The sequence below is a fragment of the Ureibacillus manganicus DSM 26584 genome (assembly GCF_000772945.1).
Classification (GTDB): Bacteria; Bacillota; Bacilli; order Bacillales_A; family Planococcaceae; genus Ureibacillus; species Ureibacillus manganicus.
This window is the reverse complement of record NZ_JPVN01000039.1, coordinates 1-19,494: the sequence shown is the minus strand read 5'-3', so window position 1 is coordinate 19,494 and position 19,494 is coordinate 1. Positions and strand designations below refer to the sequence as shown.

The window sequence follows — 19,494 nt, the reverse complement described above, 5'->3', positions numbered from 1 at the left end:
GTTTGATGAGGGGGTGGCCATGAAAATGGTCACCCTACTCTATTTTTTTAAATAATAATACACATTTACCTGTTCTGAAATATTTAATCTTCTTGCTACCAGATTTGACATACGACATATTAAGAATTATGTGCACTTTACACATAATTTCAAATAAGTCGTATGTCGATTTCGATCACGAAAGGATTTTGTTTTATTATTTGGTGCATAGTTTTACAAATACTTTTGAGCCCTTAAATGTTTGCGAAATAAGTAAGATTTTTTACTTAAGATAAAGTTGATATTCGAATTTCCATCAATTAATCCTATATAATTCTACTAAAATCATTTATAATGAACCTTTGCAAAAGAGTTCGGACGTAAGTATTAACTCGAAAAAAACCTAATAGAAATATAAATTATCAGAAATCCGCATAGGAAAAATATTTGTTATAATAGTAATACGATACTAGAGAAATAGGAGTTAGAAACTATGAGATGTCCTGCTTGTCAATTTAACGGTACTCGAGTAGTAGATTCAAGACCAGTTGATGACAATAAAGAAATTCGTAGACGTAGAGAATGTGAATCTTGCAGCTATCGTTTTACTACTTTTGAAAGAATTGAAGAAACACCATTAATTGTTGTGAAAAAAGATGGGTCAAGAGAAGAATTTAGTAGAGAAAAGATTTTGCGCGGACTTATAAGAGCATGTGAAAAACGTCCAGTTCCATTACAAAGACTTGAAGAAATTGTAATTGAAATAGAAAAATCTTTAAGACGAATTGGGAATTCTGAAGTCCATTCAGATGCCGTTGGTGAAATGGTTATGGATCATTTAGCTAAAGTCGATGAAGTTGCTTATGTTCGTTTTGCTTCAGTCTACCGTCAATTTAAAGATATTAATGTCTTTATACAAGAATTAAAAGAAATCTTACATCGACAAACTGATGTGAAATAAATTTGAGGAGGGAATTGTAAAATGGTTCATTTGTTTAAAGAATTGCAACCAGCGGATCATTTTGAAATTAGTATCCCTCATTTTTTATCGGCACATGAGCGTCAACTAATCACACTATTTTATCAGCCATTAACCGGATTAGAAGCTATCAGTCTTTACTATACGTTGTGGGCTGAAGGTGAAGACGGTTTAAATGGCAAATTTAATCATTACCATTTAATGAACGTTCTTAATATGCCAATTGGAAAGGTGTTTGAAGCTCGTATTTCCTTAGAGGCAATCGGCTTATTAAGAACATATCGAAAAAATACAGCGGATGGCCGTTTCTTTGTTTACGAACTGATTCGACCGTTAGATGCGCAAAGTTTCTTCCAAGATCCATTATTATCGATGTTTTTGTTTAGTAAGATTGGGGAGCAAGCATATCGTAATCTACAAAATCGATATGTTAAACAAACGAATTTAGAATCATTTGAAGAAATTTCCAGAACCTTCGTTGATGTTTATAAACCAGTACATACAAATGTACCAAAAGAGTTAATGGAAAGTATCCCAACGAAAAGACAGGATGTTCCTTTCTATTATCATCAATTTGATTTTACTCTTTTATTCTCAGGTTTATCTGAGCAATTAGTTCCCTCAAGTGCAATCACACCTGAAGTTCGAGAGTCAATTGCTAAACTTGCATTTCTCTATCAATTATCACCGTTAGAAATGCAAAAAGTAGTGATTCTAGCTTTAGATGAAGATTTAAAAATTACTGATGAACGTTTAAAAAAAGCAGCACTTGAGTATTATCAACTAACAATTTCAAAAGATTTACCTAATATACAAAAGACTTTTGATGCTCCAGCACCAGTGGCTGAGAAGAAACCATCAAAAGAACAAGAACTAATTCATTATTATGAAACAACAAGTCCAATTGACCATATTCGAAATCTTAATAACGGCAAAGAACCTACTTCATTTATAAGAGAATTAGTAGAAAATTTATTTATTAAACATGGTATGAACCCTGGCGTAGTTAATGTATTAATCGATTATGTAATGTTGCAGTCTGATAAAAAGTTACCTAAAAACTTTGTAGAAACGATTGCGGACCATTGGAATAGAAAAAACATACAAACAGCTCAACAAGCAATGGATTTTGCTAGATTAGAGCACGATAAATATAATAAAAAACCACCGCATTTAACTGATGTCCAGGAGTTAGAGAACTCACCCTATGATTCATATACAGTCTATGAGTTTTTACGTTACTTAAATGATGGGAAAGAACCGTTCAATTATATTATGAAAATGGCGGATTCCCTTGTGAAATACCATGGTTTACCTGTACCAGTAGTTAATGTATTGATGGAATATGCCATTGAGCAAACGGATGGTAAAGTAAGTAAAAGATTTGTTGAGACGATTGCTAGTAATTGGAGCACGTTAAATATAAAAACTTCTGAAGAAGCGCTAGAGCAAATTCAAAAAACAGTGGATGAAAAACAGACTAAGAGAGAAACATTATTTAACGCTCGTATTACAAAAGAAACTATCATGCAATTTGTTTCAAATCCAGACGATCTTGATGATGAATATAAATATTATGAACTAACTCCGCCATACCAATTCTTAAAAAATTACTATAATGGCAACGAGCCATTTCCAATGACTGTTAAACTTGCCGAAGATTTAGTAATTGTCTATGGTTTACCAGTTGGTGTAGTTAATGTTTTAATTGAATATGTATTAACAACTCATAATGGCCAATTCCCTAAACGATTAGTAGATACAATTGCTAGTAATTGGAGACAATTAGGAATTAGTACAGCCCAAATGGCAGTTGATTATGTCCTACAGCAAAATGAAGCAAAAGAAATGCATAAAAAACTTGGGTATATACCGAAAATTACTCCAGAGTCCATTGTCAAAGTGGAAACAGTACGAAAAGAATGGCAAGGCTATGCAAGTCTTACGCCATATGAATTCCTAAAGTATTTAAATAAAGGAATGGAGCCTCTATCTTCACATGTACGTTTAGCTGAAAGCCTAGTTTTAAAATTTGGACTATCTGTTGGTGTAGCAAATGTGTTAGTCGAATATGTTTATTCCTTAAAATCAGGTCAATTACCTAAAAAGTATGTAGATGTGATTGCAAATGATTGGCGAAATAAACAAATTCAAACTGTTGAACAAGCGAAAAACAATATAGAAAATCAACAACAGGCAAATCAAATGCGTGAGAAGGTTGGCTATATTCCAACGATCACAAATGATCACCTAAACAGTTTAAACAAAGGTCGTAAGTTGGATCCTCAATATTCAAAATACGATACGGTTACTCCTTATCAGTTTTTAAAGAACTTAACAAATGGCATAGAACCTTATGGACAGCATGTACGGTTAGCTGAATCTTTAGTACAACGTTTCGAACTACCAGTTGGTGTAGTAAATGTACTAGTCGAATACGTATTAGAAGTGAATGATGGCAAACTACCTACGAAATTTACGGAAACAATAGCAGCTGATTGGCGTTATAGAAGTGTTCTAACAACGAGTCAGGCACTTGAAATCGCAAAAGAATCTGTTGAAAGCCGTAAGCAAAGATTGCAAGATAAAGAACAAAATCCGTATGGAGCTAAACAAGTGATGCCAATCCCTAAATGGTTTGGTGATCGGAATAAGTCTCCAGAACAGTTTAAGAATGAGCAAGAAGACGGAATCGATTTTGAAAAAGAACGTCAGCGCATTTTAGAAAAACTAGGGAATAACAATTAAGTAGGTGAGGAAAATCGAACCAATAAGTGAAGCGCTCAAAAGAGTAGCAAAAATTCCATCTTTTCAAGAAAGATATGAGAAGATGAAAAAAGAAATATTGGAACATCCAGAAATTCAAAAGCTACTAAGTGATAGTAATTTGAATATTTCAGAAGAATTTGTCCAACAAAATTTAACTACATTTCACGAATTTATTAACCAATCACGGACTTGCTGTGGGGCACAAGGAACTGGGCAATGTACGAACTACTTAAATGGGTTTATTCCAACAATTGCAGTTAGAAATGGAAAAGTGGAACTTAACTATGTTCCTTGTAACCAAAAACTGATTGAAGATGAGCAGCGTGAAGTAAAGCGTATGTTACGAAGCTTCCATGTTTCATCGGATATTTTAGATGCAAGTATTGCTAATATGGATATGGATTCAAAAGCACGTTTAGAAATAGCAGAATACGCTAGTGATATTATCGCTGAATATAAAGAAACGAATAATCTACCTAGAAAAGGCTTATACTTACATGGACTATACGGTACAGGTAAATCCTATATTTTAGGTGCATTAGCCAATGAATTCACTAAACTAAAAATTCAAACGGCGATTTTATTTGTTCCAGAGTTTTTCAGGGAATTAAAGACAAGCTTAAATGATGGAACCTATGAAGAAAAAGTAGACTTTATCAAGAAGGTACCAATTTTAATGTTAGATGATTTAGGTGCGGAATCCAATTCAGAATGGACACGCGATGAAGTACTGTCTTCCATTTTAAATTATCGCATGAGCCAGCATTTACCAATATTCGTTTCTTCAAATTTAAATTATGAAGAATTAGAAAGATTTTATAGTCGAATTTCCAAAGGGGATATAGATCCGATTAAAGGATCTAGAATTGTCCAAAGAATAATGGCTATGACACATCCGTTTGAACTGGTTACAAATCGAAAACGTCAATAATTTTTTATTATTGGTTGACATTTCCGACAATTCGAGCGTATACTACTTTCATATTAAGTATCTAATAAGAATGCTTTGAAGAGGACAACAAGTTTGTGAAACGAACTTTAAGAGAGGGAAGCCAATGGCTGTAAGCTTCCTAGTAACGACACACACTTTACTACCTTGGAGCATTAGCGGGGAAAATCCGCTAACGTCATTCGGTACGTTAACCGACCTAGAGCTTCGTCTGAAAACTAGATTTTCGGAAGGAAGAAGGGTGGAACCACGAGCTAACGCGTCGTCCCTTTTTATGAGGGATGGCGCTTTTTTGTGTTCATTTTAACTCTTGGTAACAGTACGTGCGTTTATTAAATGTTTATGTGCGGATTTTATGAATTAACGTGCGATATTCTATGGATTACGTTCGAAATTCGTAAAAAAACGTGCGAATGATCAAATTCTAAAAAGGAAAAAGGAGAGAACAAACATGTCAGAGATTATTAAACTTACATTCCCAGATGGCGCAGTAAAGGAATTTGCACGTGGAACGACAACTGAAGACGTTGCTGCATCTATTAGCCCAGGTCTCCGTAAAAAAGCGTTAGCTGGTAAATTAAATGGTGAATTAGTCGATCTAAAAACACCAATTGAGGAAGACGGTACAATTGCTATCATTACTCCTGAATCAGATGAAGCACTTGAGATTTTACGTCACTCAACAGCACACTTAACAGCACAAGCTTTAAAACGTTTATACCCAGGTATTAAGTTAGGGATTGGACCAGTAATTGAAGGTGGTTTCTACTATGACGTAGACGCGCCAGAACCAATTTCTGCAGATGATTTCCCTAAAATCGAAAAAGAAATGAAAAAAATCATTTCTGAAAACATCGAAATCGAGCGTAAAAACGTATCGCGTGATGAAGCACAAAAAATTTATGAAGAAGTTGGGGATGAATATAAATTAGAACTTCTTGAAGCAATTCCAGCTGATGAGCAAGTTTCAATTTATTATCAAGGGGATTTCTTTGACTTATGTCGTGGTATTCACGTACCTTCAACTGGAAAGTTAAAAGAATTCAAATTACTAAGCCTTGCTGGTGCTTACTGGCGCGGTAACTCAGACAACAAAATGCTACAACGTATTTACGGTACTGCATTCTTTAACAAAGAAGATTTAAAACATCATCTTCAAATGTTAGAAGAAGCAAAAGAACGTGACCACCGTAAAATTGGTAAAGAGTTAGAATTATTTACTTTATCGCAAACTGTAGGTCAAGGATTACCACTATGGTTACCAAATGGAGCAACAATCCGTCGTATTATCGAACGCTACATCGTAGATAAAGAAGTGAAACTTGGTTACAAACATGTTTATACACCAGTATTAGGATCTAAAAAATTATATGAAACTTCTGGGCACTGGGAACACTACCAAGAAGATATGTTCCCTCCAATGGAAATGGATAACGAAACATTAGTATTACGTCCAATGAACTGTCCACATCACATGGAAGTTTATAAATCATCTATGCATTCCTACCGTCAATTACCAATTCGTATTGGTGAATTAGGAACAATGCACCGTTATGAAAGTTCTGGTGGTTTATCTGGTTTACAACGTGTGCGTGGGATGACTTTAAACGATGCACATATCTTCGTTCGTCCAGACCAAATTAAAGAAGAATTCAAACGAGTAGTTGAATTAGTATTAAATGTATATAAAGATTTTGATTTAAATGATTATAAATTCCGCTTATCTTACCGTGACCCACAAGACACAGAAAAGTATTTTGATGATGATGCAATGTGGGAAAAAGCACAAAGCATGTTAAAAGAGGCGATGGATGATCTTGGATTAGATTATTTCGAAGCTGAAGGAGAAGCTGCTTTCTACGGTCCTAAATTAGACGTTCAAGTAAAAACAGCAATCGGTAAAGAAGAAACATTATCAACAGTTCAACTTGACTTCTTATTACCAGAACGCTTTGACTTATCATATATTGGTGAAGATGGTAAACACCATCGTCCAGTTGTAATCCACCGTGGTGTTGTATCAACAATGGAGCGCTTTGTAGCCTTCTTAATTGAAGAATATAAAGGTGCATTCCCAACTTGGTTAGCGCCAGTTCAAGTGGAAGTTATTCCAGTTTCAAATGAAGTGCATTATGACTATGCACGTAATGTTGTTGAAAAACTTCAAGCTGCAGGTCTTCGCGTTGAAATGGATGACCGTGAAGAAAAACTTGGTTATAAAATCCGTGAAGCACAAATGAAAAAAATCCCTTACATGCTAGTACTAGGGGATAAAGAAATGGAAGCAGATTCAGTAAACGTACGCCGTTACGGTTCTCAAGATTCAGAAACTGTTTCATTTGAAGATTTCCTAACTAAATTAGTAGCTGAAGCGAATAAGTAAATAGGAAACGGGGCGTCTTTGAGACGTCCCTTTTCCATTAAAATAAAAAGTTGCGGAATTGGATTGCTTTAGAAAATAGTCTAGCGTCTCTCCCTAATTTATTTCGATAGTTGTAATATGGCGATAAACATCGATGAAACTTTTGATCGCAGTAATTGGAGCGACCATATTTTCGGTAGCATTCATCATGTTCAAGGCAACATTGATCAACAGCATTTGTTGGTGATCCTGGACCAGAGCACCACGGTCCACAATATCGATATCCAGGAAAGCAAGTGCCTAAATTATTTCGTCTCTGGTTCATAATTTTCCCTCTATTCTTGTTGAGTTATTTACTATAAAATATGAAGTATTACTGGACATGTAAACGGCAAATAATTTAATTTAAGTTTTTTTGTTGACAACTCTATATAGGAATGTTAGTATTGATTAGGTTATGAATACAGTTTGTGGTTGAAGTAGAGGCTGCCCGCTTCTCACCTGGAATGACGCATTTGCTGTTAGCAGGTATTACACGTTGAATTATATACGCATAATTGCGTATGCACATATAGCGGGCGGACATCTTCTAATATGTCCGTCCTTTTTTTATGGACATACCTAGGAAGTGTACCGTTCAACCGGGCGTTTTTGCTCTAAACCTAAGTATTCCCGACACAACCTTGGAGGTGGATTCGTATTAGCAAAGACATGTATGTAAACGAAGGTATTCGCGCTCGTGAACTTCGTCTAATCGATCATAATGGTGATCAGCTAGGTGTTAAATCTCGTAATGAAGCGTTAGAAATTGCCGCTCGTGTAAACTTGGATCTTGTCCTTGTGGCCCCTCAAGCTAAGCCACCAGTCGCACGTATTATGGACTATGGTAAGTTTAAGTTTGAACAGCAAAAGAAAGACCGTGAAGTTCGTAAAAATCAAAAGGTTATCAATATTAAGGAAGTACGTTTAAGTCCAACTATTGATGAACATGATTTCCAAACTAAATTACGTAATGCGATTAAGTTCCTTGAAAAAGGTGACAAAGTTAAATGTTCACTTCGTTTCAAAGGACGTGCTATTACGCATAAAGAGATTGGTCAACGAGTTTTAGATCGTTTTGCTGAAGAATGTGCTGAAGTAGCTACGGTTGAACAAAAACCGAAGATGGAAGGACGCAGCATGTTCTTAGTTCTTCAACCGAAGAACGAGAAAAAGTAGTATACGAAACAGTTTAGGAGGAAATTCGAAATGCCAAAAATGAAAACTCACCGTGGCGCTGCGAAGCGTTTCAAAAAAACGGGCAAAGGAAAATTAAAATTTGACCGTGCTTACGGAAGCCACTTATTCGCTAACAAATCAACAAAAGCAAAACGTCACTTACGTAAAGCTAAAGTAATGACTTCAGGTGACTTCAAACGTATTAGAGAACTATTAACTTACATGAAATAATTCGATAATATATCGTTCGTGATTTAAATAAACATTCGTAAGAAATTCAGGAGGTAATTAGTATGCCACGCGTAAAAGGCGGAACAGTAACGCGCAAGCGTCGTAAAAAAGTTTTAAAATTAGCTAAAGGTTATTTTGGTTCAAAACATACATTATATAAAGTTGCTAACCAAGCAGTAATGAAATCAGGTCAATATGCATACCGTGACCGTCGTCAAAAGAAACGTGATTTCCGTAAATTATGGATCACTCGTATCAATGCTGCTGCTCGCATCAACGGTCTTTCTTACAGCCGTTTAATGCACGGTTTAAAAGTTGCTGGTATCGAAGTTAACCGTAAAATGTTAGCTGACTTAGCAGTAAACGATGCTGCTGCATTTGCACAATTAGCAGACGCTGCTAAAACTGCAGTTGCTAAATAATCATTTTGCTTGCAAAAATGATTATTTCTGTGGCGAAAGCTTAGCGACAGCCACAAAATAATTTAAACAAACAAAAAGACTGATAGGACTCAAAACCTATCAGTCTTTTTCAATATAGGAGGCAAAGTACATATGTGGTACGCGTTATTAGCCTTTATTTTAGTAGAGTCAATTATTTTATTCGTTCTTATGGGAATGGATAAATCCAGAGCGAAAAAGCATGAATGGCGAATATCTGAAAAAACATTATTTACAATTGCAATATTTGGCGGTGCTTGTGGTGGAGTTCTTGGAATGTATATATATAAACACAAAACAAAACATAATTCCTTTGCATTTGGTTTTCCACTTCTAGCCGCCATTCATATATTTATTTTAGTGAGTATGTATCAACAATTTAATGTATAAATACTTTGCAAATGAAACGAAATATAGTAAATTATGTATAATTCAAAAATTTTTGAAACATTTTAAAAGCGTTGAAAAGGAAAAGTAAATGAGATGTAGTTTGATAGAGAGCTTCTGACGGTGGAAATGAAGCAAACGAACCTTATTGAAAATGACCTTTGAGCTGCGTACCGAAACAGAAATGTTGTAGGCTACGACGAGGGGCACTCGTTACAACAGCGACAGTATGAACACGTACTGATTAAGGCAAATAGTGTGAGCTATTTGTAAATTTAGGTGGTAACACGGGTATCTCGTCCTAATCGTTTATTCGATTAGGGCTTTTTTTTATTTTGAGAGATATCAAGATTTTTGTCCCACCAATAAGAGGTTACGTGAAAATAGAGATGCAAAACGCTCCGAGTTGTCACAAAAGAAGATTTACATGACAGTAGAGGCATAAAAGCACACCGAGTTATCACGAAAGGAAAGTTTGCGTGACAGTAGAGGCGTAAAAGTATACCGAGTTGTCACGAAAGGATGATTTACGTGACAGTAGAGGCGTAAAAGCACACCGAGTTGTCACGAAAGGAAAGTTTACGTGACAGTAGAGGAGTAAAACTACACCGAGTTGTCACGAAAGGAAAATTTACGTGACAGTAGAGGTGAAAAACCACACCGAGTTGTCACGAAATGAAGATTGACGTGACAGTAGAGGCGTAAAAGCACACCGAGTTGTCACGTAATGTAAGTTTACATGACAGAAGCTTGAACAGTACTGAATTAAACAAAGGAGGATTTTATAATGACAGTCATTATAGGAGGAGCTTGGCCGTATGCAAATGGATCATTACATTTAGGACATATTGCCGCATTATTATCAGGAGACATTTTAGCACGTTATTTTAGACAAAAGGGTGAAAAAGTTTTATACGTATCTGGAAGTGATTGCAATGGAACACCAATTTCCATAAGGGCTAAACAAGAAAATACAACTACAAAAGAGATTGCAGATAGGTATCATCAAGAATTCGCCCAGTGTTTTAGTAAATTAGGTTTCACATACGATTTATATACACGAACCGATGCAGAGCATCATCATCAATCAGTACAAAAAATCTTCCTTTCTTTATTAGAAAGTAGATATCTATACAAAAATAAAATTAAGCAAGCTTATTGTGAGAAGGATCAGCAGTTTTTACCTGATCGGTTTGTTGAAGGAATCTGCCCAAATTGTGGAGCAAAAGCTAGAGGTGACCAATGTGATAACTGTTCCTCAATATTAGACCCTCTTGACCTAGTAGATAAGCGATGCAAGCTATGTGGAATTGAGCCCGTAATAAGAGAAACAGAACACTTTTATTTTTCATTTAGCAAATTTCAAAAAGAATTAGAACAATACACTGCAAAGGCTGAGATGGAAAATAGGTGGAGAACTAATGCAATCTCGATGACAAAGCGATATTTAAGTGAGGGTCTTCCAGATCGAGCTGTAACAAGAGACTTACCAAATGGAATCGATGTACCAGTTGCAGGCTTTGAAGGGAAGAAGATTTATGTATGGATTGAAGCGGTAGCTGGTTATTTAACAGCAAGTTTAGAGTGGGCAAAGCAACATAATGAGTCTATTGAAAATTGGTGGAATGAAGAAACCATTTCTTACTATGTTCATGGTAAGGATAATATTCCTTTTCATACTGTCATATGGCCGGCGATTTTATTTGCCTTAGAATCCAAAGCACTGCCGACCCATATTATTTCTAACGAATATTTAACCCTCGAAAAAAGGAAACTTTCCACAAGTCAAAACTGGGCAGTTTGGGTACCGGAAATTTTAAAAGAATATCATCCAGATTCCCTTCGTTATTTTCTAACGGTGAATGCACCTGAAAATCGAGATACGGATTTTAGTTGGAGAGAATTTATTTATAGTCATAACGGAGAATTACTCGGTGCTTTCGGAAATTTTGTTAACAGAACATTAAAGTTTATAGAAAAATCGTTTGATTCTACTGTTCCACAATCAAAAATAGATGAGACTATACAAATTGATACGGAAAAGATTTATATTGAGGTTGGAAATTTAATAGAGCAAGGTCATTTTAAACAAGCGCTGGAAGGTATTTTTGAATATATTCGATCCGCCAACCGCTACTTTGATGAGCAGAAGCCATGGATTCAAGTGAAAGAGAATCCAGAGGAATGTAATCAAACATTAGCCACTTGTGTTTTCATCATTCAAAATCTTGCACAACTTTTACAACCATTCTTACCTTTTGCATCGGATGAAATTAAAAAGATGTTAAATATACAGGTGAACGAATGGAAAGTACAATTTGATTTGCCTAGAGAAATTAAAAACATACATCCTTTATATGAAAGAATAGATATAAAGAGAATTGATGAAGAACTGAAAAAACTGAATGATCAATCTCAGAAATGGTCTTGATAGAGGTGATGAAGACCTTTTGGAGTGGAAATAGTTGCAGAAAAGGTCTTGATAGAGGTGATGAAGACCTTTTGGAGTGGAAATAGTTGCAGAAAAGGTCTTGATAGGGGTGATGAAGACCTTTTGCACTGGAAATAGTTGTAGAAAAGGTCTTGATAGATGTGATGAAGACCTTTTGGAGTGGAAATGGTTGCAGAAAAGGTCTTGATAGGGGTGATGAAGACTTTTTGCACTGGAAATAGTTGTAGAAAAGGTCTTGATAGAGGTGATGAAGACCTTTTGAAGCTATAAACAATTACAAAAAGGTCTTCATGAATGTAATGAAGTCCCCCTATCAATTCGAGTTATAAATATGCACACACAATCGTTCATAAGGCCAGCCAATAGATAATAATAAAGGATTGTCCACAGTGCTCTGCAAAGCACGGCAGACAATCCAGCCTATTATTTATTCTTTCATCAACTGCTCAATCGGATTTTTCCAATTAATTTTTGCATTTGGATAATTTAATAAAATTTCTTTTTCTAAATTGTAAAAATCCTCTTTTGCTAAGCCTTGTAGTTTTCCGGTATCGTGGACCCAAACAAAGATAGATACGACCTCGAAAGCATTTTCTGTAGTTCCTAAATACTTTTCACCCTCAAAAAGTGCACCTTTATAAGAAATGAAAAAGTTTTTCCGGACATTTTTAACATCATCATAAAAATAATATTGTCCTTTTTCATATGCTTCATCAAGTTTTCTTTTTGGGTCCGTCAAATAGCGAACAATTTTATAGAATATGTAAATGACTACTAATATCACGATTATTCGAATAATAAGAGCCACAGAAGTTCCCCCTTGTAAATGCTTTGTAACTACATTTACGATTAATAAAGGAAATAAGTTTCACTTTTAAAAGTAATTTTGGTAAAAAATTTTGGATTTCAAAGTTATCTTTTAAAAGCTACCTAAGATTGAGCGTTTACTTATAAAAGAAAATAGAATTTTTAGCATTTTTGCATAGCCCAAAAGTAGACAAATATAGAACGGTTTGGCAATATTATAGTGTATTAGCTTATAATTTAGAAATTTCATTTCAAATGATTTTTTACAGCATATAAGAAGAAAGAAAAATTATGAGCGATAACGTTCAGAGTATTAACAGTAAAATTTGCAGTATACTTAATTAGTTATTTTATTTTTTGGGAGGACAACAGATGGCGAAATTAGACGAAACATTAACAATGTTTAAAGAACTAACAGATGCAAATGGAATCGCGGGAAATGAGAGAGCACCGCGTGAAGTGATGAAAAAATATATCGCACCTTATGCAGATGAAATTGAAATGGACGGTTTAGGTAGCTTAATCGCTAAAAAAGTGGGAGATGCAAACGGCCCAAAAGTTATGATTGCTGGTCACTTAGATGAGATCGGATTTATGGTAACTCAAATTGATGATAAAGGGTTCATTAAATTCCAAACAGTAGGTGGTTGGTGGAGCCACGTAATGCTTTCACAACGAGTAACAATCACTACTCGTAAAGGTGATGAAATCATCGGGGTTTTCGGATCAAAGCCTCCGCACATCTTACCAGCAGAAGCACGTAAAAAAGTAATGGAAATGAAAGATATCTTCATCGACGTTGGTGCAAGCTCAAAACAAGAAGCTGAAGAATGGGGAATTCGTCCTGGGGACATGATCACTCCATACTTTGAATTCAACGTAATGAAAAATGAAAAAATGCTTCTTGCAAAAGCGTGGGATAACCGTATCGGTTGTGCCATTGCAATTGATGTAATGAAAGCGTTAAAAGATGAAAAACATCCTAACGTTGTTTACGGCGTAGGAAATGTTCAAGAAGAAGTTGGGTTACGTGGAGCTAAAACTTCTACATTTAAGATCCAACCAGATATCGGTTTTGCAGTGGATGTAGGTGTAGCTGGTGACACACCTGGTATCACAGCGAATGAATCAACTTCAAAAGTTGGCGATGGTCCACAAATTATTATTTATGATGCTTCAATGGTAGGTCATAAAGGCTTACGTGATCTAGTAGTCGATGTTGCTGAAGAACTTAACATTCCATACCAATTTGACTCAACTCCAGGCGGTGGAACAGACGCTGGATCTATGCATATTACAGGAAGTGGTGTACCAAGTATAGCAATTAGTATTGCAACAAGATACATTCACTCACATGCAGGTATCTTACATCGCGATGATTATGAAAACACAGTAAAACTAATTGTAGAAGTTACGAAACGATTAGACCGTGATACAGTAAATAAAATTACTTTTGAATAAAACCGGGATAAATTTAATAATTGAAATAAAATTAGGCACAGAACAAATTTAATTTTTCCACGTGTTTACTACCTTCTGACTATCAAAGTCAGGGGGTTTTTCTTTTGAAAACGTTGGATTATGAATTTTAATAGTAAATGTCATAACTATATGTGACGGCTTTATTTAATACTTTTTTCATAAATAAACACCTCTATAACTATTATTATTGTGGAGGTGAATTAAAATGTATAAGAGTATTTTAATTACAAATACAGATGAGGAACAGTTTGCAGAAAGTGTTAATCAAGTATTGCGTAATATAAAAAAAGAAATGCTAGTGGATGTTAAGTATCAACATTTCATAACTGATAATGATGAGGAATATAATGATTATTTTTCGGCATTGATCATATTTGAGATTTAAATAGTAAAAGTTTTATTAGCATCCTTAAAGGGTGCTTTTTTTATCATAAAGTAGGTGTTAAATAATATTACATATGAATAACAAACATGAAATGACGTTAATCCTAAAAAAGGGATTAGCGCCTTATTTATGGAATAATATTCGTATGCTTTGTCAGAGATTATTGGAGGTATACTAGATGCAAATTAAAGGATTTGGTGGAGTTTTTTGGAGAACCCAAAATATTGATGCATTGAAACAATGGTATAAAGAAACATTAAATCTTTCAATGGATGATTGGAATGGGACAATCATTACCCCGAGTTCCGATAACGAAACAATATTTTCCTTGTTTAAAGAAGAAAGTGATTATTTCCCAAAAGAACAGTCTGTTATGCTTAACTTTCAAGTTGACCATATTGAAGCTTGGATGGAACATTTCAACAAATTAGGTGTACCACTTATAAAAAACGTTGAAAAAAGCGACTTTGGAACATTCTTGTGGATTTCTGATCCAGATGGCAGATGGATTGAATTATGGGAAAAAAATATTGATTAACGGAGAGTGCAAACGATGAACTTAAAACTGAGATATGTCATTTTATATGTTTCAAATCACGAAAAATCAAAACATTTCTATAATGAAATTTTAGGACTACCAATACGTGGGGAACACGGAACATATATTGAGTTTGAAACGGGTTCAACTATCTTATCGATTAATACGAGAGAAAGCGTAAAAGAAATTACTGGCTTAAATATTGCTGAAAGCAAAACATCTCAAACATTCGAACTTGGGTTTGTTGTTGAAGATGTGAAAGAAACAATCGAAAACTTGAGAAAACAAGATGTTCAAATTCTAGTAGAACCTATTGAAAAACCTTGGGGTCAAGTCGTAGCATATGTGGCAGATCCAGATGGACATTACATCGAAATTTGTAGTTCACTCGATTAATTTTTTCCTATATTTGGTACGCTAAACAGTATATAATGTTCATATTGAAAGGAGTTGTTGTTTTATGAATAAAAAGTTAAATGTAGAGAGTGTAACAATTAGGGAGGTTTGCGCACGTTAAACTATGCTAAAAAACCTCCCAAAGGATTTTTTAAACTTTAGGAGGCATTCAATTGGAAAATATAAAAATGAAAAATTTAGGACTTACGGAAAAGTTCGTTCAAGAATCTAATCTATAAAAAAATCTTTTTATTGGTCGAGTATCATCACAATATAAAAATTTATATAAAGTTATTACTGAAAAAGGCGAAATGGCAGCTCAAATTTCAGGGAAATTCCGTCATAGTGTATCAGATACATCAGAATTTCCTGCTGTTGGTGATTTTGTAATGGTGGATCGATTAGATAATTCACAAGGGGATGGAATCATTCACCATGTTCTCACAAGAAAAAGCGTATTTTCAAGAAAAGTAGCAGGAAGAAAAACGGATACACAAGTTGTCGCTGCTAACATAGACACTTTATTTATTTGTATGTCATTAAATAATGATTTTAATCTTCGAAGATTAGAAAGATATATATCAGTTGCTTGGGACAGTGGGGCTTCACCAGTAATTGTCCTTACGAAATCGGACTTATGTTTGGATTTAGAGGAAAAGGTTAAAGAGGTTGAATCGATTGCTATTGGTATAGACGTACTAGTAACAACTAGTACATCCGAAGAAGGCTTCGAATCATTAAAGAAATATATTTCAGATGGTAAAACCGTGGCGTTTATCGGATCATCTGGTGTGGGCAAATCCACACTGACAAATCACCTTCTTGGCCAAAGTATTATTGAAACAAATGGAATTCGTAACGATGATAAGGGTAGACACACAACAACAAGACGTGAATTGTTCATTATTCCAGATTTAGGGGTTGTAATTGATACTCCGGGGATGAAAGAGCTCGGAATTATTAGTGCCGATTTTTCAAAGTCCTTTGCAGATATCGATGAGCTTGCAACTCAATGCCGTTTTAATGACTGCACCCATAACCAAGAGCCAAAGTGTGCAGTGCAAAATGCAATTCAGGAAGGAACGTTATCAGCTGAACGATTTGAAAGCTATCTCAAACTGAAAAAAGAAGCAAAATATGATGGCTTAAACTCAAAAAAAATTGAAAAAGAAAAAATCAATGAAATGTTCAGTGGTGTTGGTGGCATAAAGAACGCACGAAAGTTCATTAAAGAGAAAAGCAAAAAGAAAAGTAGATAAAGGGAATGCGTAAATCCAAGGATGAGGGGTTTACGCATTTTTACATAAGTTTCGGTATTCTTCCCCTAATTAATGGTAGTATTAAATTATTGTAGAAACTTCATTGGACGAAATGGGGAATTCTAATGAGAATTATCAAACTATCATTATTAGTCTCAATAATAATGCATTTAATGTATTTCTTCATTATCTTCTGTTGGGCTTATTTGAAATCACATTATTTTGAATCAGATTTTCCAAACGAATATGATAATGTCAATGTTCTTCAAAATGAGGTGGTCTTTGGGTTTATAGGATCTCCTTTCAATATAGTAACCTCAATCGTTGTTACAGCAACAATCGTTACGTTAATTTATGTTTTGACTAAAAGACACGACAAAAGTGAGAATATTAATAGGTGAATTATGCAAAGTAAATATTTAATCGATTTTTGTTTTTTTGGATCTACTTATATGAATAAAATGAGACTTAAAAAGCAACTTGAGGGTAAGTCAATCTTAATAACAGGTGCAAGTTCAGGAATTGGAGAACAACTAGCATACGAGCTTGCGAGTATTAATTGTCATTTGATTTTAGTAGCTAGACAGGGAGATAAGCTTGAAAATATAAAGAGTGAAATCGAAGCGATGAACTGTACCAAAGTAAGTATTTTTCAGGCTGATTTAAGAAATGAAAGCGAAACCCTTGAGTTTTTAGCCTTTCTTCACAAGTTACCTGATGGTTTAGATATTGTCGTTAGTAATGCTGGTCTTTCCATAAATCGTTCAATCTATGAATCTCTCGATCGATTTCATGATTTTACAAGAACAATGTCTATAAACTATTACGCACCAGTCCAGTTGCTATTGTCAATAATTCCACAACTTCAAAAAAACGGTGGTCAGATTATTAACGTCTCAACAATAAATGCTTTACTAGCGCCGGTTCCTTATTTTGCTGCCTATCAAGCTTCCAAAACTGCATTTGATGTTTGGCTAAGGTCAGTTGCACCTGAGTTAAAGGCAAAAGGAATCATAACCACAACCGTCTATTTCCCATTAGTAAATACACCAATGATACAACCAACGACTGCATATCAAAATAAACCAGCCCTGTCTAAGCAAGGTGCGGCAAAGATTATTTGCAAGGCAATGTATAGAAAAAAGAAAAAAATGAAACCATGGTGGCTCATTTTTGGTCAATTTGTATCCATTTTTTTAAATAGCTTTATTAATTTCACAAAAAAGAGATAAGGTGGAGTTTTGGTGAAGATTTTTAGATTACTTTATGTACTTTATAAGATTAAATGTATTTCACCAATCAGTCTCTATTATTTAGTAACTTCTTTTAGTACGTGCGGAGTCAATTTGATGACGTTATTAAACTTTGCGGCGAGAAAATACTCTAATCAAAGTTTTTTGGTTAGTGAGGAAGAAACGTTAAGCTATAAACAATTGCTCGATTCATCTTCGAAACTTGCAATAGCACTTAAAGAGAAACTAGGAATACAAAGTGGAAATAAAGTTGCCATCATGTGCAAAAATCATGCGTCACTTGTAAAATCAATCTTTGCTGTTTCTAGACTTGGCGCGGATGTATATTTTATTAATACTGAAATTAGTAAAAGTAAGTTTAATGAATTAATTCAACAACATCATTTTCATTTATTAATTTATGATTCTGAATTAGGTTCCATTGTGGATCAATCTAATAACTTGAATCCTAAAGTGTTAAGTTATCATAGTGAATTACCTGCTATAAACAATCATTTACTATTTAAAGGCGATGAAAATTACAAACTTCCAAGGGCGTCTGGAGGTAAAATTGTTTTACATACGAGTGGGACTACAGGTTCATCAAAAGAAATTGTACACAGTCCTTCACTATTTAATTACTTAAATCCTTTTATTGCACTAATTACCCGATTAAAGATTTTAAAATATAACAAAGCCTATATTGCCACACCGATCTATCACGGCTACGGGATTGCTATCTTACTCCTATTCATTCCTCTAGGTAAGCAAATCATTATTCGACGTAACTTTAATGCACAATCCGCTAGCTATTTAATCAAAGAACATCGTATTGAAGTTATTACTGTTGTTCCAACAATGCTCCAGAGACTGCTGGATACGAATGCTAAAGATTTGAAGTCATTACGTTGTATTGCTTCCGGAGGGGCTAAGCTACCTAAAAAATTAATTGATGATACACTCCATTCACTGGGAAAAGTATTATACAATTTATACGGTTCCACTGAAGCAGGTTTAAACTTCATCGCAACTCCTTATGATTTAATGCATTCTTCAACAACAATAGGGCGAAAAATAAATGGGATGGATTTAAGAGTATTAGATCGTCATATGAATGAAGTGAAGTTAGGGGGTGTTGGTCAACTATGCATAAAAAATGAATGGTCGATGTCAAATAAGGAAACGAGTTGGATTCAAACAGGCGATTTAGGCTATCAGGATGAACATGGATTATTTTATTTAAGTGGTCGGATAGATGATATGATCATTTCTGGGGGAGTGAATGTGTATCCTATTGAAGTCGAGCATATATTGATGAGCCACCCTGAAATAATAGATGCAGCAGTGATTGGTATTGAAGATGAAGTATTTGGCCAAAGACTGAAAGCATTTATTCAACCAAAAAGTGTGAGCTTAATAACTAATCAAGAAATCGAGTTGTGGCTACGTACTAGACTATCGAAATTCCAACTTCCAAAGGAAATTGAAGTCGTCAAAGAACTTCCCTATACATCACTTGGAAAACTTGATCGAAAACAACTTTATAAAGTGAATTCTAAAAACGAATTTAGTTAAATTCGTTTTTTTGTGTGCGACGGGCAGTTGCACCATGTGCAATAACAGCACAGG

General features: G+C 34.7%; 18 protein-coding genes and 2 other annotated features. Of the genes, 16 read left to right on the top strand and 2 right to left on the bottom strand.

Features of this window, described 5'->3' with window-relative positions; all coding sequences use genetic code 11:
* The first annotated feature begins 472 nt into the window (after positions 1–472).
* The 4 genes from nrdR to thrS all read left to right on the top strand — a co-directional run bounded on the left by nrdR (position 473) and on the right by thrS (position 7,059).
* Positions 473–940, top strand: coding sequence for a transcriptional regulator NrdR (nrdR, locus tag CD29_RS18330; RefSeq protein ID WP_036190144.1), 468 nt, complete (start codon positions 473–475; stop codon positions 938–940).
* A gap of 21 nt (positions 941–961) precedes the next feature.
* Positions 962–3,706, top strand: coding sequence for a DnaD domain protein (locus CD29_RS19810; protein WP_052124250.1), 2,745 nt, complete (start codon positions 962–964; stop codon positions 3,704–3,706).
* 4 nt (positions 3,707–3,710) lie between these two features.
* Positions 3,711–4,658, top strand: a complete 948-nt coding sequence (gene dnaI, locus CD29_RS18320) for a primosomal protein DnaI (protein ID WP_081976318.1) — start codon at positions 3,711–3,713, stop codon at positions 4,656–4,658.
* A 469-nt stretch (positions 4,659–5,127) separates the two neighbouring features.
* Positions 5,128–7,059 (top strand): threonine--tRNA ligase, encoded by a 1,932-nt coding sequence (thrS, locus tag CD29_RS18315; RefSeq protein WP_036190142.1) that lies wholly within the window; start codon positions 5,128–5,130, stop codon positions 7,057–7,059.
* A 37-nt stretch (positions 7,060–7,096) separates the two neighbouring features.
* Here the strand turns inward: thrS and CD29_RS20095 are convergent, their stop codons facing one another.
* Entirely contained in the window at positions 7,097–7,363 is a 267-nt protein-coding gene (locus CD29_RS20095; RefSeq protein WP_081976317.1) for a Parvovirus coat protein VP1-like protein, read from the bottom strand.
* 146 nt (positions 7,364–7,509) lie between these two features.
* Positions 7,510–7,654 (top strand) — a sequence feature (ribosomal protein L20 leader region).
* A gap of 95 nt (positions 7,655–7,749) precedes the next feature.
* Between CD29_RS20095 and infC the strand changes: the two genes are divergently transcribed.
* From infC to metG, 5 genes are all read left to right on the top strand, one after another.
* Positions 7,750–8,256, top strand: a complete 507-nt coding sequence (gene infC / locus CD29_RS18310) for a translation initiation factor IF-3 (protein ID WP_036190140.1) — start codon at positions 7,750–7,752, stop codon at positions 8,254–8,256.
* A gap of 30 nt (positions 8,257–8,286) precedes the next feature.
* A complete protein-coding gene (gene rpmI, locus CD29_RS18305; RefSeq protein ID WP_036190138.1) occupies positions 8,287–8,487 on the top strand; it encodes a 50S ribosomal protein L35 in 201 nt (66 codons plus the stop codon).
* A 62-nt stretch (positions 8,488–8,549) separates the two neighbouring features.
* Entirely contained in the window at positions 8,550–8,909 is a 360-nt protein-coding gene (gene rplT, locus CD29_RS18300) for a 50S ribosomal protein L20 (RefSeq protein WP_036190135.1), read from the top strand.
* A gap of 132 nt (positions 8,910–9,041) precedes the next feature.
* Entirely contained in the window at positions 9,042–9,317 is a 276-nt protein-coding gene (locus CD29_RS18295; protein ID WP_036190133.1) for a DUF1294 domain-containing protein, read from the top strand.
* A 62-nt stretch (positions 9,318–9,379) separates the two neighbouring features.
* Positions 9,380–9,621 (top strand) — a binding site (T-box leader).
* Between the two features lie 480 nt (positions 9,622–10,101).
* Positions 10,102–11,745 (top strand): methionine--tRNA ligase, encoded by a 1,644-nt coding sequence (gene metG, locus CD29_RS18290; protein ID WP_036190131.1) that lies wholly within the window; start codon positions 10,102–10,104, stop codon positions 11,743–11,745.
* A 448-nt stretch (positions 11,746–12,193) separates the two neighbouring features.
* Here metG and CD29_RS18285 read toward each other — a convergent pair whose 3' ends face one another.
* Entirely contained in the window at positions 12,194–12,574 is a 381-nt protein-coding gene (locus CD29_RS18285; protein ID WP_036190129.1) for a hypothetical protein, read from the bottom strand.
* 371 nt (positions 12,575–12,945) lie between these two features.
* Between CD29_RS18285 and CD29_RS18280 the strand changes: the two genes are divergently transcribed.
* The 7 genes from CD29_RS18280 to CD29_RS18245 all read left to right on the top strand — a co-directional run bounded on the left by CD29_RS18280 (position 12,946) and on the right by CD29_RS18245 (position 19,440).
* Positions 12,946–14,034, top strand: a complete 1,089-nt coding sequence (locus CD29_RS18280; protein WP_036190127.1) for a M42 family metallopeptidase — start codon at positions 12,946–12,948, stop codon at positions 14,032–14,034.
* Positions 14,035–14,260: 226 nt separating this feature from the next.
* Positions 14,261–14,440 carry a sporulation protein Cse60 gene (locus tag CD29_RS18275; protein ID WP_036190125.1) on the top strand — a complete coding sequence of 60 codons (180 nt, stop codon included), beginning with the start codon at positions 14,261–14,263 and terminating at the stop codon, positions 14,438–14,440.
* 178 nt (positions 14,441–14,618) lie between these two features.
* A complete protein-coding gene (locus CD29_RS18270) occupies positions 14,619–14,978 on the top strand; it encodes a VOC family protein (protein ID WP_036190124.1) in 360 nt (119 codons plus the stop codon).
* A 15-nt stretch (positions 14,979–14,993) separates the two neighbouring features.
* Entirely contained in the window at positions 14,994–15,374 is a 381-nt protein-coding gene (locus tag CD29_RS18265; RefSeq protein ID WP_036190123.1) for a VOC family protein, read from the top strand.
* A 311-nt stretch (positions 15,375–15,685) separates the two neighbouring features.
* On the top strand, positions 15,686–16,633 hold the full coding sequence (gene rsgA / locus CD29_RS18260) for a ribosome small subunit-dependent GTPase A (protein ID WP_235801871.1): 948 nt from the start codon (positions 15,686–15,688) through the stop codon (positions 16,631–16,633).
* 452 nt (positions 16,634–17,085) lie between these two features.
* The gene (locus CD29_RS18250) at positions 17,086–17,865 is read left to right on the top strand and encodes an SDR family NAD(P)-dependent oxidoreductase (protein ID WP_235801870.1); all 780 of its coding nucleotides are present in this window, start codon (positions 17,086–17,088) and stop codon (positions 17,863–17,865) included.
* Positions 17,866–17,877: 12 nt separating this feature from the next.
* Positions 17,878–19,440, top strand: a complete 1,563-nt coding sequence (locus CD29_RS18245; protein WP_197061784.1) for an AMP-binding protein — start codon at positions 17,878–17,880, stop codon at positions 19,438–19,440.
* Positions 19,441–19,494: the final 54 nt, after the last annotated feature.